14 protein-coding genes and 2 pseudogenes are annotated in these 16,600 nt (G+C 58.2%); 8 read left to right on the top strand and 8 right to left on the bottom strand.

Annotation, left to right across the window (positions count from 1 at the left end):
• Positions 1 to 89: 89 nt before the first annotated feature.
• The 7 genes from J2S70_RS06995 to J2S70_RS06965 form a co-directional block, all read right to left on the bottom strand.
• Entirely contained in the window at positions 90 to 800 is a 711-nt protein-coding gene (locus J2S70_RS06995) for a CE1759 family FMN reductase (protein ID WP_307683013.1), read from the bottom strand.
• Positions 800 to 1,870, bottom strand: a complete 1,071-nt coding sequence (locus tag J2S70_RS06990; RefSeq protein WP_307683012.1) for an LLM class flavin-dependent oxidoreductase — start codon at positions 1,868 to 1,870, stop codon at positions 800 to 802. The genes J2S70_RS06995 and J2S70_RS06990 overlap by 1 nt, the downstream gene beginning before the upstream one ends.
• A gap of 269 nt (positions 1,871 to 2,139) precedes the next feature.
• Positions 2,140 to 4,659: an ABC transporter permease gene (locus tag J2S70_RS06985; RefSeq protein ID WP_307683011.1), complete on the bottom strand. Its 2,520-nt coding sequence runs from the start codon at positions 4,657 to 4,659 to the stop codon at positions 2,140 to 2,142.
• A 2-nt stretch (positions 4,660 to 4,661) separates the two neighbouring features.
• The gene (locus J2S70_RS06980) at positions 4,662 to 5,429 is read right to left on the bottom strand and encodes an ABC transporter ATP-binding protein (RefSeq protein WP_307683010.1); all 768 of its coding nucleotides are present in this window, start codon (positions 5,427 to 5,429) and stop codon (positions 4,662 to 4,664) included.
• Between the two features lie 254 nt (positions 5,430 to 5,683).
• Entirely contained in the window at positions 5,684 to 6,436 is a 753-nt protein-coding gene (locus J2S70_RS06975) for a succinate dehydrogenase/fumarate reductase iron-sulfur subunit (protein WP_307683009.1), read from the bottom strand.
• On the bottom strand, positions 6,433 to 8,370 hold the full coding sequence (locus J2S70_RS06970; RefSeq protein ID WP_307683387.1) for a fumarate reductase/succinate dehydrogenase flavoprotein subunit: 1,938 nt from the start codon (positions 8,368 to 8,370) through the stop codon (positions 6,433 to 6,435). The genes J2S70_RS06975 and J2S70_RS06970 overlap by 4 nt, the downstream gene beginning before the upstream one ends.
• Before the next feature lie 140 nt (positions 8,371 to 8,510).
• The gene (locus J2S70_RS06965; protein ID WP_307683008.1) at positions 8,511 to 9,206 is read right to left on the bottom strand and encodes a succinate dehydrogenase; all 696 of its coding nucleotides are present in this window, start codon (positions 9,204 to 9,206) and stop codon (positions 8,511 to 8,513) included.
• 203 nt (positions 9,207 to 9,409) lie between these two features.
• On the opposite strand from J2S70_RS06965, the gene J2S70_RS06960 reads away from it, so the two are divergent.
• The 8 genes and pseudogenes from J2S70_RS06960 to J2S70_RS06925 all read left to right on the top strand — a co-directional run bounded on the left by J2S70_RS06960 (position 9,410) and on the right by J2S70_RS06925 (position 14,704).
• The gene (locus tag J2S70_RS06960) at positions 9,410 to 10,360 is read left to right on the top strand and encodes a DUF368 domain-containing protein (protein WP_307683007.1); all 951 of its coding nucleotides are present in this window, start codon (positions 9,410 to 9,412) and stop codon (positions 10,358 to 10,360) included.
• A gap of 103 nt (positions 10,361 to 10,463) precedes the next feature.
• Positions 10,464 to 11,459 (top strand): calcium:proton antiporter, encoded by a 996-nt coding sequence (locus J2S70_RS06955; RefSeq protein WP_307683006.1) that lies wholly within the window; start codon positions 10,464 to 10,466, stop codon positions 11,457 to 11,459.
• A gap of 190 nt (positions 11,460 to 11,649) precedes the next feature.
• Entirely contained in the window at positions 11,650 to 12,603 is a 954-nt protein-coding gene (locus tag J2S70_RS06950) for an acetamidase/formamidase family protein (RefSeq protein ID WP_307683005.1), read from the top strand.
• 182 nt (positions 12,604 to 12,785) lie between these two features.
• Positions 12,786 to 12,902: pseudogene (locus tag J2S70_RS06945) on the top strand (hypothetical protein); the annotation flags it as partial.
• A 107-nt stretch (positions 12,903 to 13,009) separates the two neighbouring features.
• A pseudogene (locus J2S70_RS06940) lies at positions 13,010 to 13,321 on the top strand (AAA family ATPase); the annotation flags it as partial.
• A 56-nt stretch (positions 13,322 to 13,377) separates the two neighbouring features.
• Positions 13,378 to 14,022, top strand: coding sequence for an ABC transporter permease (locus tag J2S70_RS06935; RefSeq protein ID WP_307683004.1), 645 nt, complete (start codon positions 13,378 to 13,380; stop codon positions 14,020 to 14,022).
• Positions 14,001 to 14,222, top strand: a complete 222-nt coding sequence (locus J2S70_RS06930; RefSeq protein WP_307683003.1) for a hypothetical protein — start codon at positions 14,001 to 14,003, stop codon at positions 14,220 to 14,222. The genes J2S70_RS06935 and J2S70_RS06930 overlap by 22 nt, the downstream gene beginning before the upstream one ends.
• A 71-nt stretch (positions 14,223 to 14,293) precedes the next feature.
• Positions 14,294 to 14,704, top strand: coding sequence for a DUF3151 domain-containing protein (locus tag J2S70_RS06925; protein WP_307683002.1), 411 nt, complete (start codon positions 14,294 to 14,296; stop codon positions 14,702 to 14,704).
• Between the two features lie 14 nt (positions 14,705 to 14,718).
• On the opposite strand, the gene murJ is transcribed toward J2S70_RS06925, so the two are convergent.
• Positions 14,719 to 16,557: a murein biosynthesis integral membrane protein MurJ gene (gene murJ, locus J2S70_RS06920; RefSeq protein ID WP_307683001.1), complete on the bottom strand. Its 1,839-nt coding sequence runs from the start codon at positions 16,555 to 16,557 to the stop codon at positions 14,719 to 14,721.
• Positions 16,558 to 16,600 lie beyond the last annotated feature (43 nt).

The following is a 16,600-nucleotide window of genomic DNA, read 5'->3' as shown; positions in this document are numbered from 1 at the left end:
AAAGCCGGGTTCTGAGCGTGAGCGTCGTCAGAAAGGCTCTGTGTCACACTTTTTTCAACACCCTAACCGTTACAGCCGAACATTTCGCATTACCCAAACAGCTCATCCATCGGTTTGAAATCGTCGAAAAGCTCGCGGGCTGCCTGAATATCGGGCTGATCGGTTTTCGAAATTCCCGTCTCTACCTGTTCAGTGTGCTCAACCGCGGCCTCGCTCACGGACCAGGTAGTGCCACCCGTTTGAGCGAATGCCTGCGGACTCTGGGCTCTCACAATCGTGGCAAGCTCGCGCGCCACCCGCTCAATGCGCGAACCCAAGCTCGCACCACCCGCGCTATCCGAGTCCGCCGCGTGTGCACCGAAATCTTCCGTTGCCGCGAACACCGCCGTCGGCGCCGTCACCGCTCGCAGGTACGTGAACATTGGCCGAATTGCATGCTCGGTTACGAGCGAGTGCCGCGGCGTGCCGCCCGTCGCGCCAATCGCCACGGGTTTACCGCGCAGCATTTCCTCTGGGAGCACGTCGAAAAACGATTTGAATAGGCCGGAATACGAGCCGTTGTAAGCGGGCGTAACTGCCACGACGGCGTCGGCGCCCTTTACTTGCTCGAAAGCGGCTTCTAGTTCTGGGGAGGGAAAACCGGTCAGCATATTATCCGTGATGGCGTGGGCGAGCTCGCGCAAGGCCATGTGCACGACCTCGCCACCAAGTTCGGTTTGTACGGCTTCGGCGATCGCATTCCCCAGCTGCTGCGTGGTCGAGCTTTCTGAGAGAGAAGCAGATACGACAACAGTTCGCATCACTTCACCCCCGCTCGCCTGGACTCATGCGTTGGCGCCACTGGCACGCCTTCGGGGCGCATCGCTTCAAACTCTTTACGCATCACCGGCACAATCTCACCTAGGTAATCAATCTGCTCCAAGACCGTCTTGAGCGGCAAGCCAGCGTGGTCGATCAGATACATTTGGCGCTGGTAGTCACCCACGTGTTCACGGAAGCCGAGCGTGCGATCGATAACCTCCTGCGGGGAGCCCACAGTGAGCGGGGTTTGCTCCGTGAAGTCCTCCATCGTCGGGCCGTGGCCATAAACGGGAGCGTTATCGAAATAGGGGCGGAACTCGCGTTTTGCGGTTTGCGAATCGCGCGCCATATAGAACTGACCGCCCAGCCCCACGATGGCCTGCTCCGCCTTGCCGTGCCCGTAGTGTTCGAAGCGCTGGCGATACAGGGCGATCATGCGCTTGGTGTGGCTCATCGGCCAGAAAATATTGTTGTGGAAAAATCCGTCACCGTAGTAGGCGGCCTGCTCGGCGATCTCGGGCGATCGGATCGAACCGTGCCAGACGAAGGGCGGAATGCCATCGAGCGGGCGCGGAGTGGATGTGAAACCACGCAAAGGCGTGCGGAACTTACCTTCCCAGTTCACTTCTTCTTCATCCCATAGCCGGCGAAGAAGCGCGTAATTCTCAATCGCAAGCGGAATGCCCTGGCGAATATCTTGGCCAAACCACGGGTAGACAGGGCCGGTGTTACCCCGCCCGAGCATGATATCCATCCGGCCGTCGGTGAGGTGCTGCAACATTGCGTAATCTTCGGCGATCTTGACCGGATCGTTCGTGGTGATCAAGGTTGTTGACGTGGAAAGAATGATCTTTTTTGTTTCCGCCGCGATATAAGCAAGCGTGGTGGTTGGTGAAGAGGAGAAGAACGGCGGATTGTGATGCTCCCCGATCGCATAGACATCCAGGCCTACTTCTTCGGCGTGCTTAGCGATAGCTACTGACGCTTTGATACGTTCGTTTTCACTCGGCGTCGTGCCCGTCGTGGGGTCCGTCGTGATGTCCGAGACTGAAAAGATTCCAAACTGCATGTGTCACCTTAGGTCGTTGTTGATCCGATCCTAAGGCACTCTAGTTTAACTTTCAACAACGGGTCGAGTGAGGTTGCTCTTCATCAATCGCTTCGAGCACGGCCGAGCGGATTTACCGCTACCCACCCCAGCACGCGGAGCACCAAACGGCACAGGGAGCAGCAAACGAGGGCGTTTTAACCCGTTTGGTGCTCCGTGCAGAAGAAAGATCAGAACCCAAGCTCGGCTCCGCGCACTTACACAAGCCCTTCACTCTTCCGCGATCGCGCCTACTCTTCCGCGATCGCGTCGAGCACGTCCAAGCGGGCCGCCTTTCGCGCCGGAAGTAACGCGGCGAACACCCCAACAACGAGGCCGACGACGAGCACGGTCCCCATCGCCTGCCAGGGAATCACATAGAACGCTTCGGAGTCAGATGCGAGGTACCGAGTGAGAGCAAGCCCAAGAGTCACGCCCAGAACAATGCCAACCACGGTTGCGAACAATGTGATGATGATCGATTCTTGAACCACCATTCGCCGCACTCCGGAGCGCTGCATGCCCACCGCGCGCAGCAAGCCAATTTCGCGCACGCGATCCACCACCGACAGGCTCAACGTATTGACGACGCCGAGCACGGCAATAATCACGGACAGGCCAAGCAGCCCGTAAAGGAACGTAAGCACACCATCGACCTGAGAATTCGCAATGCCCCACAATCCCTCGCGTTCCTCGACAGTCCACACATACTGATCCTTAAGAGCCAATCGAATATCTTCAACAGCCCGCGCAGAATCCGCGCCCTCTTCTAGATCGACGACCACAATTGGCTTCCACGGATTAATCAGGTCGAGCCTCTCTGCCACGTCGGGCGGCAGCATGATGAGCGCATTCGAAAAGGTGAGGGTCCCAGACTCGACGATCGCGCCGACTTCGATCTCAACCATCTCCGTTTCGGTCGCAAGTTGGATCACCGACCCTTGCTCCGCACCAACCGCCTCCGCCACCTGGTCATAGATCGCGGCCTGGCCGTTATCGATCGCAGCGGAGGAACCTTCCTTGTACACGAGGCCGATGCCCTCCATCGCATGGGAGGAAAGAGCTCCCGTTTTGAATATGTTCTCGCGCGGCTCCCCATCAACGGCCACCAGCAAGGCGGTGCCGTTGAGCATCGAATCGTCAACGTGAGCCACCCCGTCGACCGCCTCAACTAGGCTCGTCGCAGCACTCGTATCCTGAACGAGCCCGTTTGCCATGAGAAGCACGTCCGCTTCAAAGTTATCGTCGAGATCTTGCCACATTGTTTCCCTGATGGATGCGGCCAATGAAGATCCGGCAGACACGAGTGCAACGCCGATCGCGAGCGCCACCGCCGTCGACGCCGTCTTCCGCGGGCTAGCCACGAGCGAGCGCGAGGCAACGACGCCGGTAGCCGGGCTAATCTTCCGGAATAGCCAGCCGAGCGCCGTCGTCGCTGGAGCTACAAGCCCGGGCATAATGCCGATGACTCCGAGCAAAAGTAGCGCAGCTCCGCCGCCAAAGGCGCCGCCCGAATCGTTCGTCGCGCCGTAAGCGAGCAAGGCTCCCCCGCTCACCAGCGCAATCGCGGAAATGATCGTGCGGCGGCGGAGCGGCTTTTCCGCCGACCCGCTCCCTTCCCGCATGGCCTCAATCGGTGCGGTCAGCGCGGCACGCCTCGAGGGCACGATCGTGGCCAAAAGCGTGACGATAACGCCCACGAGGATTGAAATGCCGGCCGTCTTTCCGGTCACAACCAAGTTTCCGTCCATCGGCATGCCGGCGGATTCCAGACCAGCGCGGATCAAGCTCAGCAGACCTTGGCCAAAGACCACGCCCACCAAAGATCCGATAATGCCAATAACACCGGCTTGCAAAATCACGGCAACGAACACTTGCCCCGGCCGGGCCCCGATTGCGCGCAAGAGCGCGAATTGACGCTGGCGCTGGCGCACCGAAATCGTAAACGTGTTGGAAATGATGAACGTGGAGATCGCGAGCGCAATCACCACGAACACCAGAAGGAACGTGTTAACGAGGTTGAGCGGGCCGGCGATGGCCTCATCGATGACCTCTTTTTTCTCTGCGGCGCTCTCCACAACGTAATCATCGGGGACCGCCTGAACGAGCGCGTTCTTAACGACGGCGGGATCTGCGCCATCTTCGACGGTGACTGAGACTTCCGTGAAGGCCGTGCCTACTAGCTCAACGAATTCGGCGTCGTTCATCATGACCACCGAGGCGCCGGCCATTCCGGTACCGAACGCGAACTTGCCCACCACGTCCATCTCGACGGGCTCGTTAACGTACACGACGACGGTATCGCCCACCTCGATGCCCGAACGGATCGACGTCGATTCTTCAATCGCTATTTCGCCACGCTCGGGGGCACGCCCCTCATTCAACAGATCCTCGTTGACCTCGGGAACGAAGTTGAACCCCAAGGCAGGTGCCTGCGCGACGTTGGCCGCCGTGCCGGCGTCGTCGTACACGTATGCGTTGGCGCTACGCGTGGGGAAGGCGAACTCGACCCCACGCGTGTTGCGGATGGTGGTCAAGTCATCGTCGGTCATCTCGCCGTAGGTCATATAGGCAGGCGGCGTTAATTGCGGGCCGGCCACGTATAGATCTGCTGTGATTGTTGCCCCGGTGAGGTTCGAGAAGGTGGCGCCGAGGAGGTCGCGCATGGATAGGGTTCCGGTCAAGAAAGCGACGCCGATCGACACCGCCGCGACTGACATGAGGAAGCGCGCAAAATTTTCTCTGATATCCCTCAGAGTTACTTTCCACATGCCTAGTCCTCAACCTTCAACTGGTCGAGGATGTCCTCTTTCTTCGGATCGATGAGTTCACCCGCGATCTGGCCATCCACAATGAAAACAACGCGGTCAGCGATCGCGGCTGATTCCGGTTCGTGCGTGACCATGACGACGGTTTGGCCATCGGCATCAACTGATGACCGGAGGAACTCGAGGACTTGACCGGTAGCTACCGAATCCAGGTTTCCTGTGGGTTCGTCCGCGAGCACGACGGCGGGAAAGCCCACCATGGCGCGTGCGCAGGCAACCCTTTGTTGCTGGCCTCCGGACAGCTCCGAGGGTCTGTGTTCAAGCCGGTCTTCTATTCCGAGTGCTTGGACGACGTGCGAGAATGCTGTGGGGTCGATCTTCGTGCCGGCGATTGTTGCTGGCAGCTCAATGTTTTCCCGCGCGTTCAACGTTGGGACGAGGTTGAAGGATTGGAAGATGAAACCCACGTGATCGCGGCGCAGTGCGGTGAGGCCTTTTTCGTTCAATTGATCGACTCGGCGGCCTGCCAACTCAATCGTGCCCGACGTGGCTTTTTCGAGGCCGACTACACAATGCATGAGGGTCGATTTCCCCGAACCGGATGGCCCCATGATGGCGGTGAGCTGCCCCTGTTGGATATCTAAATCGATCCCCCGAAGTGCGTGTACTTGGGCATCACCTTTACCAAAAGTTTTGGTAAGGCCGCGAACCTTAATAATGGTTTTATCACCAACTGAACTGTTACTATCTGTTGCGTTCTCGCCGATATCCATAACCTCACATTAAGCATTTTTTATAAATGATCGGTAAACAATTTGGATGTTTGGTGTGCTGAGTTTTGGCTAGGAGACGGAGCGGCTCCAGATAAGCACTCATTCGCAGACCAAGGTCCCAAGCCCCGCACTTCCTTCCGCGCCACCCTCCGGTGCCCCGCCCTTCCACACACGCGGAGCACCAAACGGCAATGGGAGCACCAAACGAGGGCGTTTTAACCCGTTTGGTGCTCCCAAAGAGCTACTGATAAGAGCTACTTATCCAAGCGGCGTTTGAACGTTGCCCGCAGGCGCTCCTTATTAACAGCCGCCACCGCGCTGAGTGGCACCCCAGCCGGGCACACCTCCGCACATTCGCCGTAGTTCGAGCACGGCCCGAAATTATCCTCGGCCACCTCGATCATCGCACGCGCCCTGCGGGTACGCTCTTGCGAAGGAAGCGGCAACATCGCCAAATGGGTCAGTTTCGCACCCAGGTACAGGTGAGCCGAACCATTCGGGCAGGCGGCAACACACGCACCGCAACCAATACAGGCCGCGAAGTCGAGCGCGTCTTCAACGGTTTCGTGATCCACCGGAACAGCATCCGCATCTGGCGCAGTTCCCGCATTAACCGCCACGTGCCCGCCAGCTTCAAGCATCTTATCGAGCGCGTGCCGATTGACCATCAGGTCACGCAAGACGGGATACGACGCCGACCTAAACGGCTCAAGCCGGATCGTCTGGCCGTCTTGGAACGAGCGTAGACGCTGATGGCACGCGGGCGTGTTACGTTCGGGCCCGTGCGGGATACCGCCAACCTGGATACCGCACGCACCGCAAATACCTTCACGGCAATCCGATTCGAACGACACCTGCTCCTGGCCAGAATTCACCAATTGCTCATTGAGCCTATCGAGCAATTCGAGAACTGACATCGACTCATCAAGCCCGTCAACCGTGTGATGTTCGAACCGCCCCGGAGAATCCGGACCTTCTTGGCGCCAAATTTCAAGTGTAAGTTTCATGTGTAGCTCCTTGTTGCCAATGGAACGGCCGTAAATTGAAGCGGTTCCATATGGCGCGTAAACGTTCCATCAGCGTGCGATTCCCAAGCGGAAGCAAACGCCCACTCGTCGTCGTTGCGTTTTGCTTCACCCTCATCCTGGTATTCAAACCGGAAGTGAGCTCCAGCAGACTCCTCGCGATCGAGCGCGTCGATACACATCAGCTCAGCCAGTTCAAGGAAATCTCTTACCCTGCCAGCCTTTTCCAAAGTCTGGTTAACCTGCGCCGATCCACCCGGGACGGACAGATCCTCCCAGAACTCTCCCTGCAGGCGGCGAACCTCACCCAAAGCCTTCTTGAGTGATTCTTCCGTCCGGCCAACACCGCAACCTTCGTACATGATCTGCCCGAGTTCGCGGTGGAACTGCTGGGGACCACGAGTTCCGCCGATGTCGAGGAAGCGCTGCGTGGCGGCCTCCACCCGTGCAAGCGCTTCACGCACCGCGGGCGAATCCAGTGCCGGCAGCTCTTCACCGAGGTGCCCCGAGAGGTAGTTCGGTACCGAGAACGGCAACGTAAACCATCCGTCCACGCATGCGGACAGAAGCGAATTAGCTCCAAGTCGGTTCGCGCCGTGGTACGCCCACCCGGCCTCGCCACCAACGAACAGACCGGGAATGGCCGTCATCTGATCAAAGTCTGACCACAGACCACCCATCGTGAAATGCGCCGATGGCGCGATACGCATCGGAACCTCATACGGGTTTTCGCCCGTCGCCTTGGTATACATATCGAAGAGGTTGCCGTAGCGCCCCTTGATCGTGTCCTTGCCAAACCGGCGCAAAGCGTCGCTGAAATCGAGATAGACCGAGTTCTTCAGAGGCCCTACACCATGCCCGGCATTGATCTGCTCTGTGGCAGCACGCGAAGCAATATCGCGCGGCGTTAAGTTAGCAAAGGCCGGATACTTGCGTTCCAGATAGTAGTCGCGCTCATCTTCGGGAATGTCATTGGGTTCGCGAGGATCGTTCTTGTCCTTGGGCACCCAGATCCGCCCGTCGTTACGCAAAGATTCCGACATCAAGATGGTCTTGGACTGCCACTCGGTCTGCACCGGCAAACCGGTTGGATGGAACTGCACGAACGCCGCATGAGCCAGATAAGCTCCGTGCTTGTGGGCACGCCATGCAGCTGTACAGTTCGAATGGAGAGCAAGCGTGGACTGGAAGAACACCGAGCCGTAACCACCGGTCGCCAAAATCACTGCGTGCGCCGGGATCGCCTTCACTTCACCCGTAACCAGATCACGGATGATCACACCGCGAGCAACCCCGTTGTCCATGATCAAATCGAGCATTTCCGAACGGATATGCATCGTGACCGTACCAGCCTTAATCTGCCGCTGTAATGCCTGCGAACTCGACAGCTGCAGCTGCTGGCCCGTCATGCCACGCGAATAGTAAGTTCGCGAAACCTGGACGCCGCCGAACGAGCGGGTAGCAAGCGTGCCACCGTACTCGCGCGCAAACGGAGTTCCGATCGCGTTCATGTGGTCGATCACGCGGACGGATTCTTCACCCAGCCGGAAAGCCTCGGCCTCACGGGCACGGAAGTCCCCGCCCTTGATAGTGTCTGTCACGAAACGGTGAAGCGAATCGCCGTCTACCTTTCGCGCACGCGCAGCATTCACGCCACCCTGTGCGGCCACCGAATGGGCCCTGCGCGGCGCGTCGTGATAGGTCACCGAATGGACGTTGTAACCCAACTCGCCCAGCGCGGCAGCAGCGCCCGCACCAGCCAGCCCGGTACCAACGACGACGACGGTGAACTTTTTCGTATTCAGCGGGCTGACGAGCTTGTAAGAGTCACGCCTACGTTGCCAGGCCGTTGCTGGATCACCATCGGGCACGCCGTCTTCGAGAATCTTGCCGACGCGCGCGCCGTCGATCTTCATCTTGGGTGGAACAAAAGGCTTACCCTTCGCATCCAAAACCGCCGTCTGCGACGATGCGGGCTGGTCCGGCGCCTTGTCCACCTCGCCGTCGGGTTTACCCACGATAGCCTCACCAATGTCTTTCATTTTGTCTATCAAACTCAATTGAGCCACCCCATCTGAACTGCAATCGGAATCGATGCATTGCCAATCAGGATCGCGATTGCAGCAACGGCTCCAATAATAACGAAGGTCATGCGGAGCCTCTTACCCATCGCACCCAGGTCAACAGCAATGTTCTTGGCACCGTGTGTCACGTGGATAGCAAGGAAAACCATCATCACTGAGTAGAAAATCGCAACAAGCGGCCGGCTGAAGGACGCTACAAGGTTCGAATACGCTGACGACTTAGTCGCAGTCGGCCCCTGGAACGACTCGGTGGCAATCGGCTGAGCACCAACCGTCAAATCGAGAATATGGAAGATAATAAATATTAGGATCAGCACGCCAGTAAGAGGCATCAACCGAGCCGAGACCGCCTGCAGACCATTACGGTAATTCTTCGCGCGATGCTTGCCACGGAACTTACGGCCCCGGTAATAGAGAATGGCAGCCGCACCCACGTGCAAGATTAACGCGATCACCAACACAATTCGCATGAGCCACAGCACGCCCGTCTCAGGGAAGAACGGTTCGAATGCGTGCCTTAGCCAGTGGGCATAGCCGTCAAACTTTTCTGGACCTTGAAAAACCTTGAGATTTCCGTAAAGGTGAATTAGTACAAAGATCGCCCAAATGGCGCCCGTAACCGCCATGGTAACCTTCAGGGCCCACGACGGCGGTGCTTTTAATTTCATCTTTCCTCCTGCCTCCATTATTACTGGTTAATTTAATGGAATACGGGACTCTCCGCCCGTTCGGGACGTCAGAAGGTGAAACTTGCACCACAGCCGGCGTGGCGGTGTTCACAATCTGGGACTTAGGGAGGTGTCCTGTTGTACGCCGATCATAACAAAAGAGACGGCGCAGTTCAGGTCGAGCGTGCAGTAAAGTAATGGGCGTGAATAATCAGACCAAGGCGCCCGCACCTTGCTGGGCCATAGACTCGGTACTCCACGTCATTCGCGGCTTCCTCATCGGGCTGGCAGAGCTCGTACCTGGAATTTCCGGGGGAACAATCGCGCTCGTCGTCGGCGTCTACGAACGATTGATCGACTCGGGCATGTCCCTGCTCCGGGGCGTCAAGAATATCTTTCGCGATCGTGCAAGCTCCAAGCGGAAATTCGCAGAAGTCGAATGGGTTCTAATTTTCGGGCTTCTCTTCGGCATGCTCATTGCGATTTTCTCGATGGCCGGCACGATGGCAAGCTTCGTAGACAATCATGCCCCCGTTGCCAGAGCCCTGTTCCTGGGCATGGTCGCCACATCAATCTACGTACCGTTTTCGATGGTTGATCGCGTAGAAGTGAAAGCTCGCCCGTGGGTGTGGCTCCTCTTCGCCGTCGGTGCCGTACTGACTTTCTTCGGCACCGGGATCACCTCTGCCACACGTGAAAATCCCTCATTGCTGGTGGTTTTCGGTGCGGCAGCGATTGCGGTGTGCGCACTGGTTTTGCCCGGCGTGTCCGGATCGTTCTTCCTGCTGGCAGTCGGCCTGTACCAGCCGGTCATGGCCGCCGTCGCCGAGCGCGACGTGCCTTTTATGGCGGTGTTCGCAGCCGGAGCACTCACCGGAATCGTGCTGTTCATTCGCGCTCTTGACTATCTTCTCGAAAACCACCGCACAGTCACACTGGTGACGATGGCTGGCCTCATGCTCGGTTCGTTGCGTGCGCTATGGCCATGGCAAGACGGCGATGCGAACCTCCTCGCTCCCGCGTCGGATTGGCCGGCCATGCTCGGCTGGTTCGTCCTGGGATCGGCAATGGTCATAGCCACCTTGTCTGTTGAACATCAGCTCAACAAGGGTGAGCCCGATCAGGCTGACAAGCTCACCGAACAGGTGGACTAACCAAACAAAGTGCCTTCGTGCTATAACGTTCGGTAGCACTCTCCCGCCGGGACGGCCCGGCGCGGCTTCATCCAGGAAGGGACGGCCCTTAGAAAAGGTAAGAATGCCCGCCGTTGTTAGCTGGCTAGCCGTACTCGCTGCACATTTACTCAAACCCGCGGATTTACTGGCGCTCATCGGGTTGCTCGCTGCCGTCATCTACGCCTCGTTCGGCGTCATGCGCCGAGCCGATGCGCTCTCCCGCAAGCTTGCAGAGCCCTTTGGCACCATCATTTTGACGGTGTCGATTGGCGTGATTGAAGTGTCGATGGTGGTAAGCGTCTTACTTGGGCCCGGTAACCATTCCTCGATCGCTCGCGATACCGCCTTTTCATCGGCCATGCTCCTCATCAATCTGATTCTGGGTGGTGCAATACTCGTTGGCGGGTTGCGCCACGGCCCCATGAGATTTCGGATGTCGGGAGTGGCCAGATATCTTGTCGCGATCGCGTTGCTGTGTTTCCTGACGTTTGCGGTGCCGCTCCTTATTGACGACGACGGCGCCGTGGCGGGAGCGTCGGCGGCGATCATAGCAACTGTTCTGGCCTGCGCATATGCACTGTTCATGTGGCGGCAACTGGGCCCTAATTCAGCTGATTTTTCCGAACCTAAGCCGAATAAGCGAAGCACCGAACCGGCATGTGGAGATTTCGTGTGGCTTGTGTTCACCCTCGTGCCGGTCGTCTTATTATCGCGCGCCATTTCCCCGTTGCTTGATGCCGCCGTGCCGGACACCGCGCTGGCCGGATTGCTCATTGCAATCATCGTGCTATTACCGGAAACATTCACCACGGTTAAGGCTGGCTGGAATGGTGAAATCCAGCGGGTTTCAAATCTTTCCCACGGGGCACTCGTGGCAGTTTTGGGCCTATCGGTTCCCACCGTGCTCGTGATCGCGGCGATAACTGGCCAAAGGGTTGTGCTTGGCGCTGGCTCAAGTGAGCTCGCGCTTTTAGGCTTAACGATCGGACTGTGTCTTTTCGTTCTCAACTCGGGAAGAGCGCGAGCCGGCCATGGCGCCGCACACCTGGCAATCTTCGTCGCCTATCTAGTTATCTGAACGTCTGGCAATTCGGACACCGAGCCATGTGTTGTGAGAAATCGGCGTATTTTGCCAAATCTGTGCTTCAAAACGCTCGAACTCACAACAAATGGCACGAGTTAGGCCAAAAGCCAAGCCGAGGCTCCACCCCGTGTCAAAATTCCCACCATCGGATACGGTGGAAGAGCTGTAGTTTATGGAGGGATATATGACTAACGCACACTACTTAAGCAAAGCTGATGGCACCGATGGTTTCCATGCGGATCGGGAGCCCAAACTCCGTATCGAACCGGGCACGGGCGAGAAAATCACATTCGAAACCGATGATGAAGCCTACGCGCAGATGCACGAATTCCGGTCGATGGAAAAGGTGACGGCCACTCTCAACCCGCTCACCGGGCCGGTCTATGTTGAAGGCGCGCAACCCGGCGACGTCCTAGCCGTGACGATTCACGATATTAAGTTTCCGTCCAATACCGGCTGGTCGGTGTACCTCCCCGGAGCGGGCGCATTGGCCGAACCCATGGGCGATCAAATGTATACCCGCAAGATCAACCTCACGGAAGAGGTCGCACACGTAACTGAGGATATTTCCGTGCCGCTCCAGCCGATGATTGGCTGTATCGGAGTGGCAGCTGCCGATGTCACGATGTCTACCGTGATGCCGTCCTATCCCACGGGCGGCAACATGGATCTGACCGATGCCGCGCCTGGATCCACGGTCTATTTACCAGTTCAGGTAGAAGGCGCACTGTTGTACATTGGCGATCTCCACGCTGTGATGTCACGGGGTGAATCCTCGTTCGTCGCCATTGAAGCCGCGGGTGAGGCGACGGTTTCCGTTGACCTTGTGAAGGCACCGGCCGATGACGATTCACTCGCCCGTCTGCGCGCGCCGCGCGTGGAAACCGACGATGAGATCATTGCTGTCGGGCTCGGCAATCCGGTGCAAGATTCGATCGTCATGGCCTATGAATCACTGTTTGACGTTCTCACAACCGATAAGGGTCTGAGCAATGAGGATGCTTACACGCTGATGTCCGCAGTCGCCCACACCGAGCTGGGTGGACCCACCGGTTCAGAAGCTCCCGATCCACTCCATCCGTTCCGCGCAATCGGCGCGGTGACGCTGGCACGGATTGAGAAGAAACATCTGAACTAGAAGCTATGCGAAGCGGGCCTGGGGCATGGTTAATATGCCCCAGGCCCGCCCTTGTGTTACATCAACCCCACAAAGTCTTAGGTGAGCCTCACCTACGCTAGGGCGCCGATTAAACGATCTTCATTCTCGACTAGTAAGGACGGCACATAGCCGAGGAACAATCAGGTCCAACACCCGATGGCGTGGTTGTCGATATTCACGACCTCCACAAATCTTTCGGCAGCGGGCAAAGCACTCAACACGTACTTAAAGGCCTGAACTTACGGGTCCACTCCGGGCAAACAGTAGCGCTCCTCGGCGCAAACGGGGCAGGAAAAACCACCACCGTCAACATCGCCTCCACGGATACGGCCACAAACAGGCCAGCGCCCGAGCCGATCAGCTCCTCCGGCAATTCCGGCTCACCGATGCCGGTAACCAGCGGGCAGCCACCTACTCGGGCGGCATGCGCAGGCGCCTCGATATCGCCGCCTCGCTCGTCGTCGAACCCAAACTTCTGTTTCTCGACGAACCGACAACCGGGCTCGATCCCCTCTCCCGGCGCGAGCTGCGGAAGATGGTTGAAGAACTGCACGAGCATGGGGTGGCCATCTTGCTCACCACCCAGTATCTTGAAGAAGCCGAGCGGCTGGCCGATAACATCGGGGTTCTACGCGATGGCCAAATCGTTTTGCAGGGAACCGCTTTCCGACCAGACGGTGCGGGCGGTTCCGCATGAGCAGCACACTACTCAATGCTTTGCGCGGCGCCGTGACCCGGAACAATTGACGGCTCGTGCGCAACAGCGCTTCCATGGTCTTAGCGCTGGTCATACCCGCCATGATGATGGCTGCCTTCTGGCTCGTATTTGGCAACGCCGCAAAGAGCGCCGGCTTTGACTACGCACTTTTCCTCCTTGCCGGTGCCATGTTCCACGCGGTCATGTTCGCGGCCGGCGGCTCGTGTACGGCCCTTGCCGTCGAAGTCGAAAACGGCCTGATCGACAGAATTCGGGCCATGCCAATTCCGGCTTGGGTTGCAATCGGCGGAAGGACGATCACGGATCTCCATCGCTTCGTCGTCTCCGTTCTATCGGTTGTCGTTGTAGCCTTGCTCTGCGGCGCCAAACCTCAGCATCTTGGCGGATTGCTGATCGCCAGTCTGCTGTCAGTGCTGGTGGATTTTCGCCGCTTTCAGGAGGCAAGCATGAGTGTCCACATTCATTCACTTAGCACGGTATTCGTACACGCCGGGCGGTTGCTCAAGCAGTGGCGACGCCGGCCAGCATCGGTTTTCTACGCGGTTACCATGCCTATCTTTATGATCGCCGTAGTCGAGATCATGTTTTCCGGCCCGTCGAGCAGTTCACTGGCAACTCGATCGATCCGACGGCGATGTCGGTCATCATCGCCGTTTCCATGGCATTTACGACGGCGTTGATCGGCGCGGGTAGCATCGTGCAAGAACGTCAAGCTGGGCTTCCCGACCGCCTTGCCACCTTTCCCGGGCCCAAATTCTCCGGCTTGATTGGGCGGGTGTTTGCCTTATCAACCATCGCATTAATATCAGTTGCCGTTGCAATTGTGGCGGGTCTGATCCTAGGCGCCGAGTATGGCTCATTCCTCGCCTTCTTGCGCTGAGCCTGATGGTGTTACACCGGAAAATCAGGCCACGCCAATGATCGCCAACCGCTGACAGGTAGGATGAGCATATGAGAGGAAACCTTTTTGCGCCAGATCCGATCCTTCTTCCTGCCGACCCCGCCTCGGACCTCGATCCCAGCGCGTCCCAGACCGTATTTTCCCACCCGGAAAGCCCGTCGGTGTGGGCTCCGCGAGCACTCAATGCCATCGATAATGCCAAGAGCGACGACGAGAAGATCCTCGCGTACGCACTTGCCCGTACCGGATATCACCGTTCACTGGATCGCCTGCGGGCAAACGGGTGGCGCGGCGCCGGCCCGGTGCCATATTCCCACGAACCGAACCGGGCCGTGTTGCATGCAATCGCCTCACTGGCCCTCGCAGCGCGGCTCATCGGCGAAACTGCCGAATACGAACGTTGCCGGGCCATGCTTGAAGACGCCGATTCGAGCGTCGTCGGCGAGCTTCTAGGCGAATAGGCTACTCGGCGAACTTAATCCCTGCGCCGGAATCTGCTCCCGAGTTGCCCAAGCATCTTGGCGATTGCGTCTGCCTCCGGCATCCGGAGCGCTTTCATGGTGCCGAAATAAATGACAGCCAAAAGTGGCGTGATCAAAGCCACCGCAAGGAACGAGCCGGGCACCGACGTAGCCAACGCCTGCGCCCCCACAAGTCGGATGATAAGAATCCCAACAAGCCCGGTGACGCCAGCAGAAATCGCGAGCGCTGCATGGGACCGCCAAATGCGGTTGAAATCTAAGCCGGCCAGACGGCGTCGCACCAGAAGATAGGTGACGACGCCGGCCAACAGGTTGCTTGCAGCCATCACTGCGCCCACTCCGAATACCACCCACTGCGGGGGTAAGAAACCGCACAGCGCGAAGCCAACCAGGCCGAAAATCTGCCACGGTAACCCCACGAAAAAGGCCGCACGCGTATCCTCGAGCGCGTAGTAGACGCGGTTAAGCACGGTCACGGCACTCACGCCCGGAAGCCCAACTGCCATAACCGCAACAACAAGAGAGATCGACGTGATTTCAACCGGCGCAGAGCCAGGTGAGAGCAGGCGCGTGACGGGCACGGCCAGTACCACGAGTAGAGCGGCACACAGGAACATGAGCGCGGAAGTCACCCGTAACGTATACGAGGCCTCGGCGCGCACGCGAGCATAATTTTTGGCAACCGCCGCTTGGGCGAGCTTGGTAAACAGCGCCGTAGCAATCGAAACGGTGATCACCGAGGTCGGAATCGAATAGATCGTGTACGCAGTTGAGTAGCCGAGGTTGCCGACCACCGCTTCAATATTCATTCCGGCTTGTTCGGCGTGCATCGTGGCACCCGCCGAAACGTTACTCTGGACAATCGTGGGCAGCATACCAACGCCCATGGTCGCAAGCACCCAGAGCGAAGCACGGCCCGCCTGGCCAAGCCCGGAGCCCCGCCACTGAAAATCAGGCCTGTACCGAATCCCAACCCGCCGCAGCGGAATCAGCAAAATCCCCGCTTGCGCAATAATTCCAAGTGTATGAACGCCCGCTAAGAAGTGTCCGCGCACCGAAAACCACGTGGCCGCGTCGGAGGCCGTTGCCACATCGGCAGGCCCCCAAATCCACAGCATCATGGCTAGGCCGGCGATGGCGATCACGTTGTTGAGCGCCGGTGCCCACATGTACGGGCCAAAGTTTTCGCGAGCGTTGAGGATCTGCCCGAAGATCGTGTACATGCCGTAAAAGAAAATCTGGGGCATGCACCACAGGGCAAAAAGAACCGTGAGCCGATACCACTGTTCATCCAAAGTGGCCGCGTAAATCTTGACGATCAGCGGCGATGCGAGGGTGAGCAGCACGGTGATTGTGCCCAGCGCAACCATCGACAGCGTGAGGAGCTTGTTGATAAATGCGGCGCCGGCGTCTTTCGAGCTGCGGCTGGCCTTGACGATTGCTGGCACGAGGACGGCGTTGACGAGCCCACCCGCGATAATCATGTACAGCAAAGTGGGAAGCTTGTTCGCAATGTCAAAGGAATTTCCAACCAGCGAGTTCAGCCCGAGCACTGCCCCCATGAGCATTGGCGATCGAATCATGCCGAGCAGGCGCGACGTAAGCGTGCCCAGCGACATCACAAGCGAGGCGCGGGCCGAACTTTTCTTCGACCGATCGAAGGAATCCGGGCTCGGCGTGCTCTGAACACCCGAAACCGCCGCCTCGGGTGCGGACTGCCCCGCCGCGACGTCGGATAAGTTTAGCGCGTGGCGAGGCTTATAACGGTTACTGAACATGCCTGTGATGACAGCGAGCCTTTCTCGGACGGCGGCGTAGATATGAACTTTCATTGTATGACTTTCGGTTGACCTTGCACTATCGCAAAATCCAACC

This window comes from Trueperella bonasi, assembly GCF_030811535.1.
GTDB lineage: Bacteria > Actinomycetota > Actinomycetes > Actinomycetales > Actinomycetaceae > Trueperella > Trueperella bonasi.
Note: the sequence above shows the minus strand (reverse complement) of the source record. Positions and strands in the feature narration are given on the sequence as shown.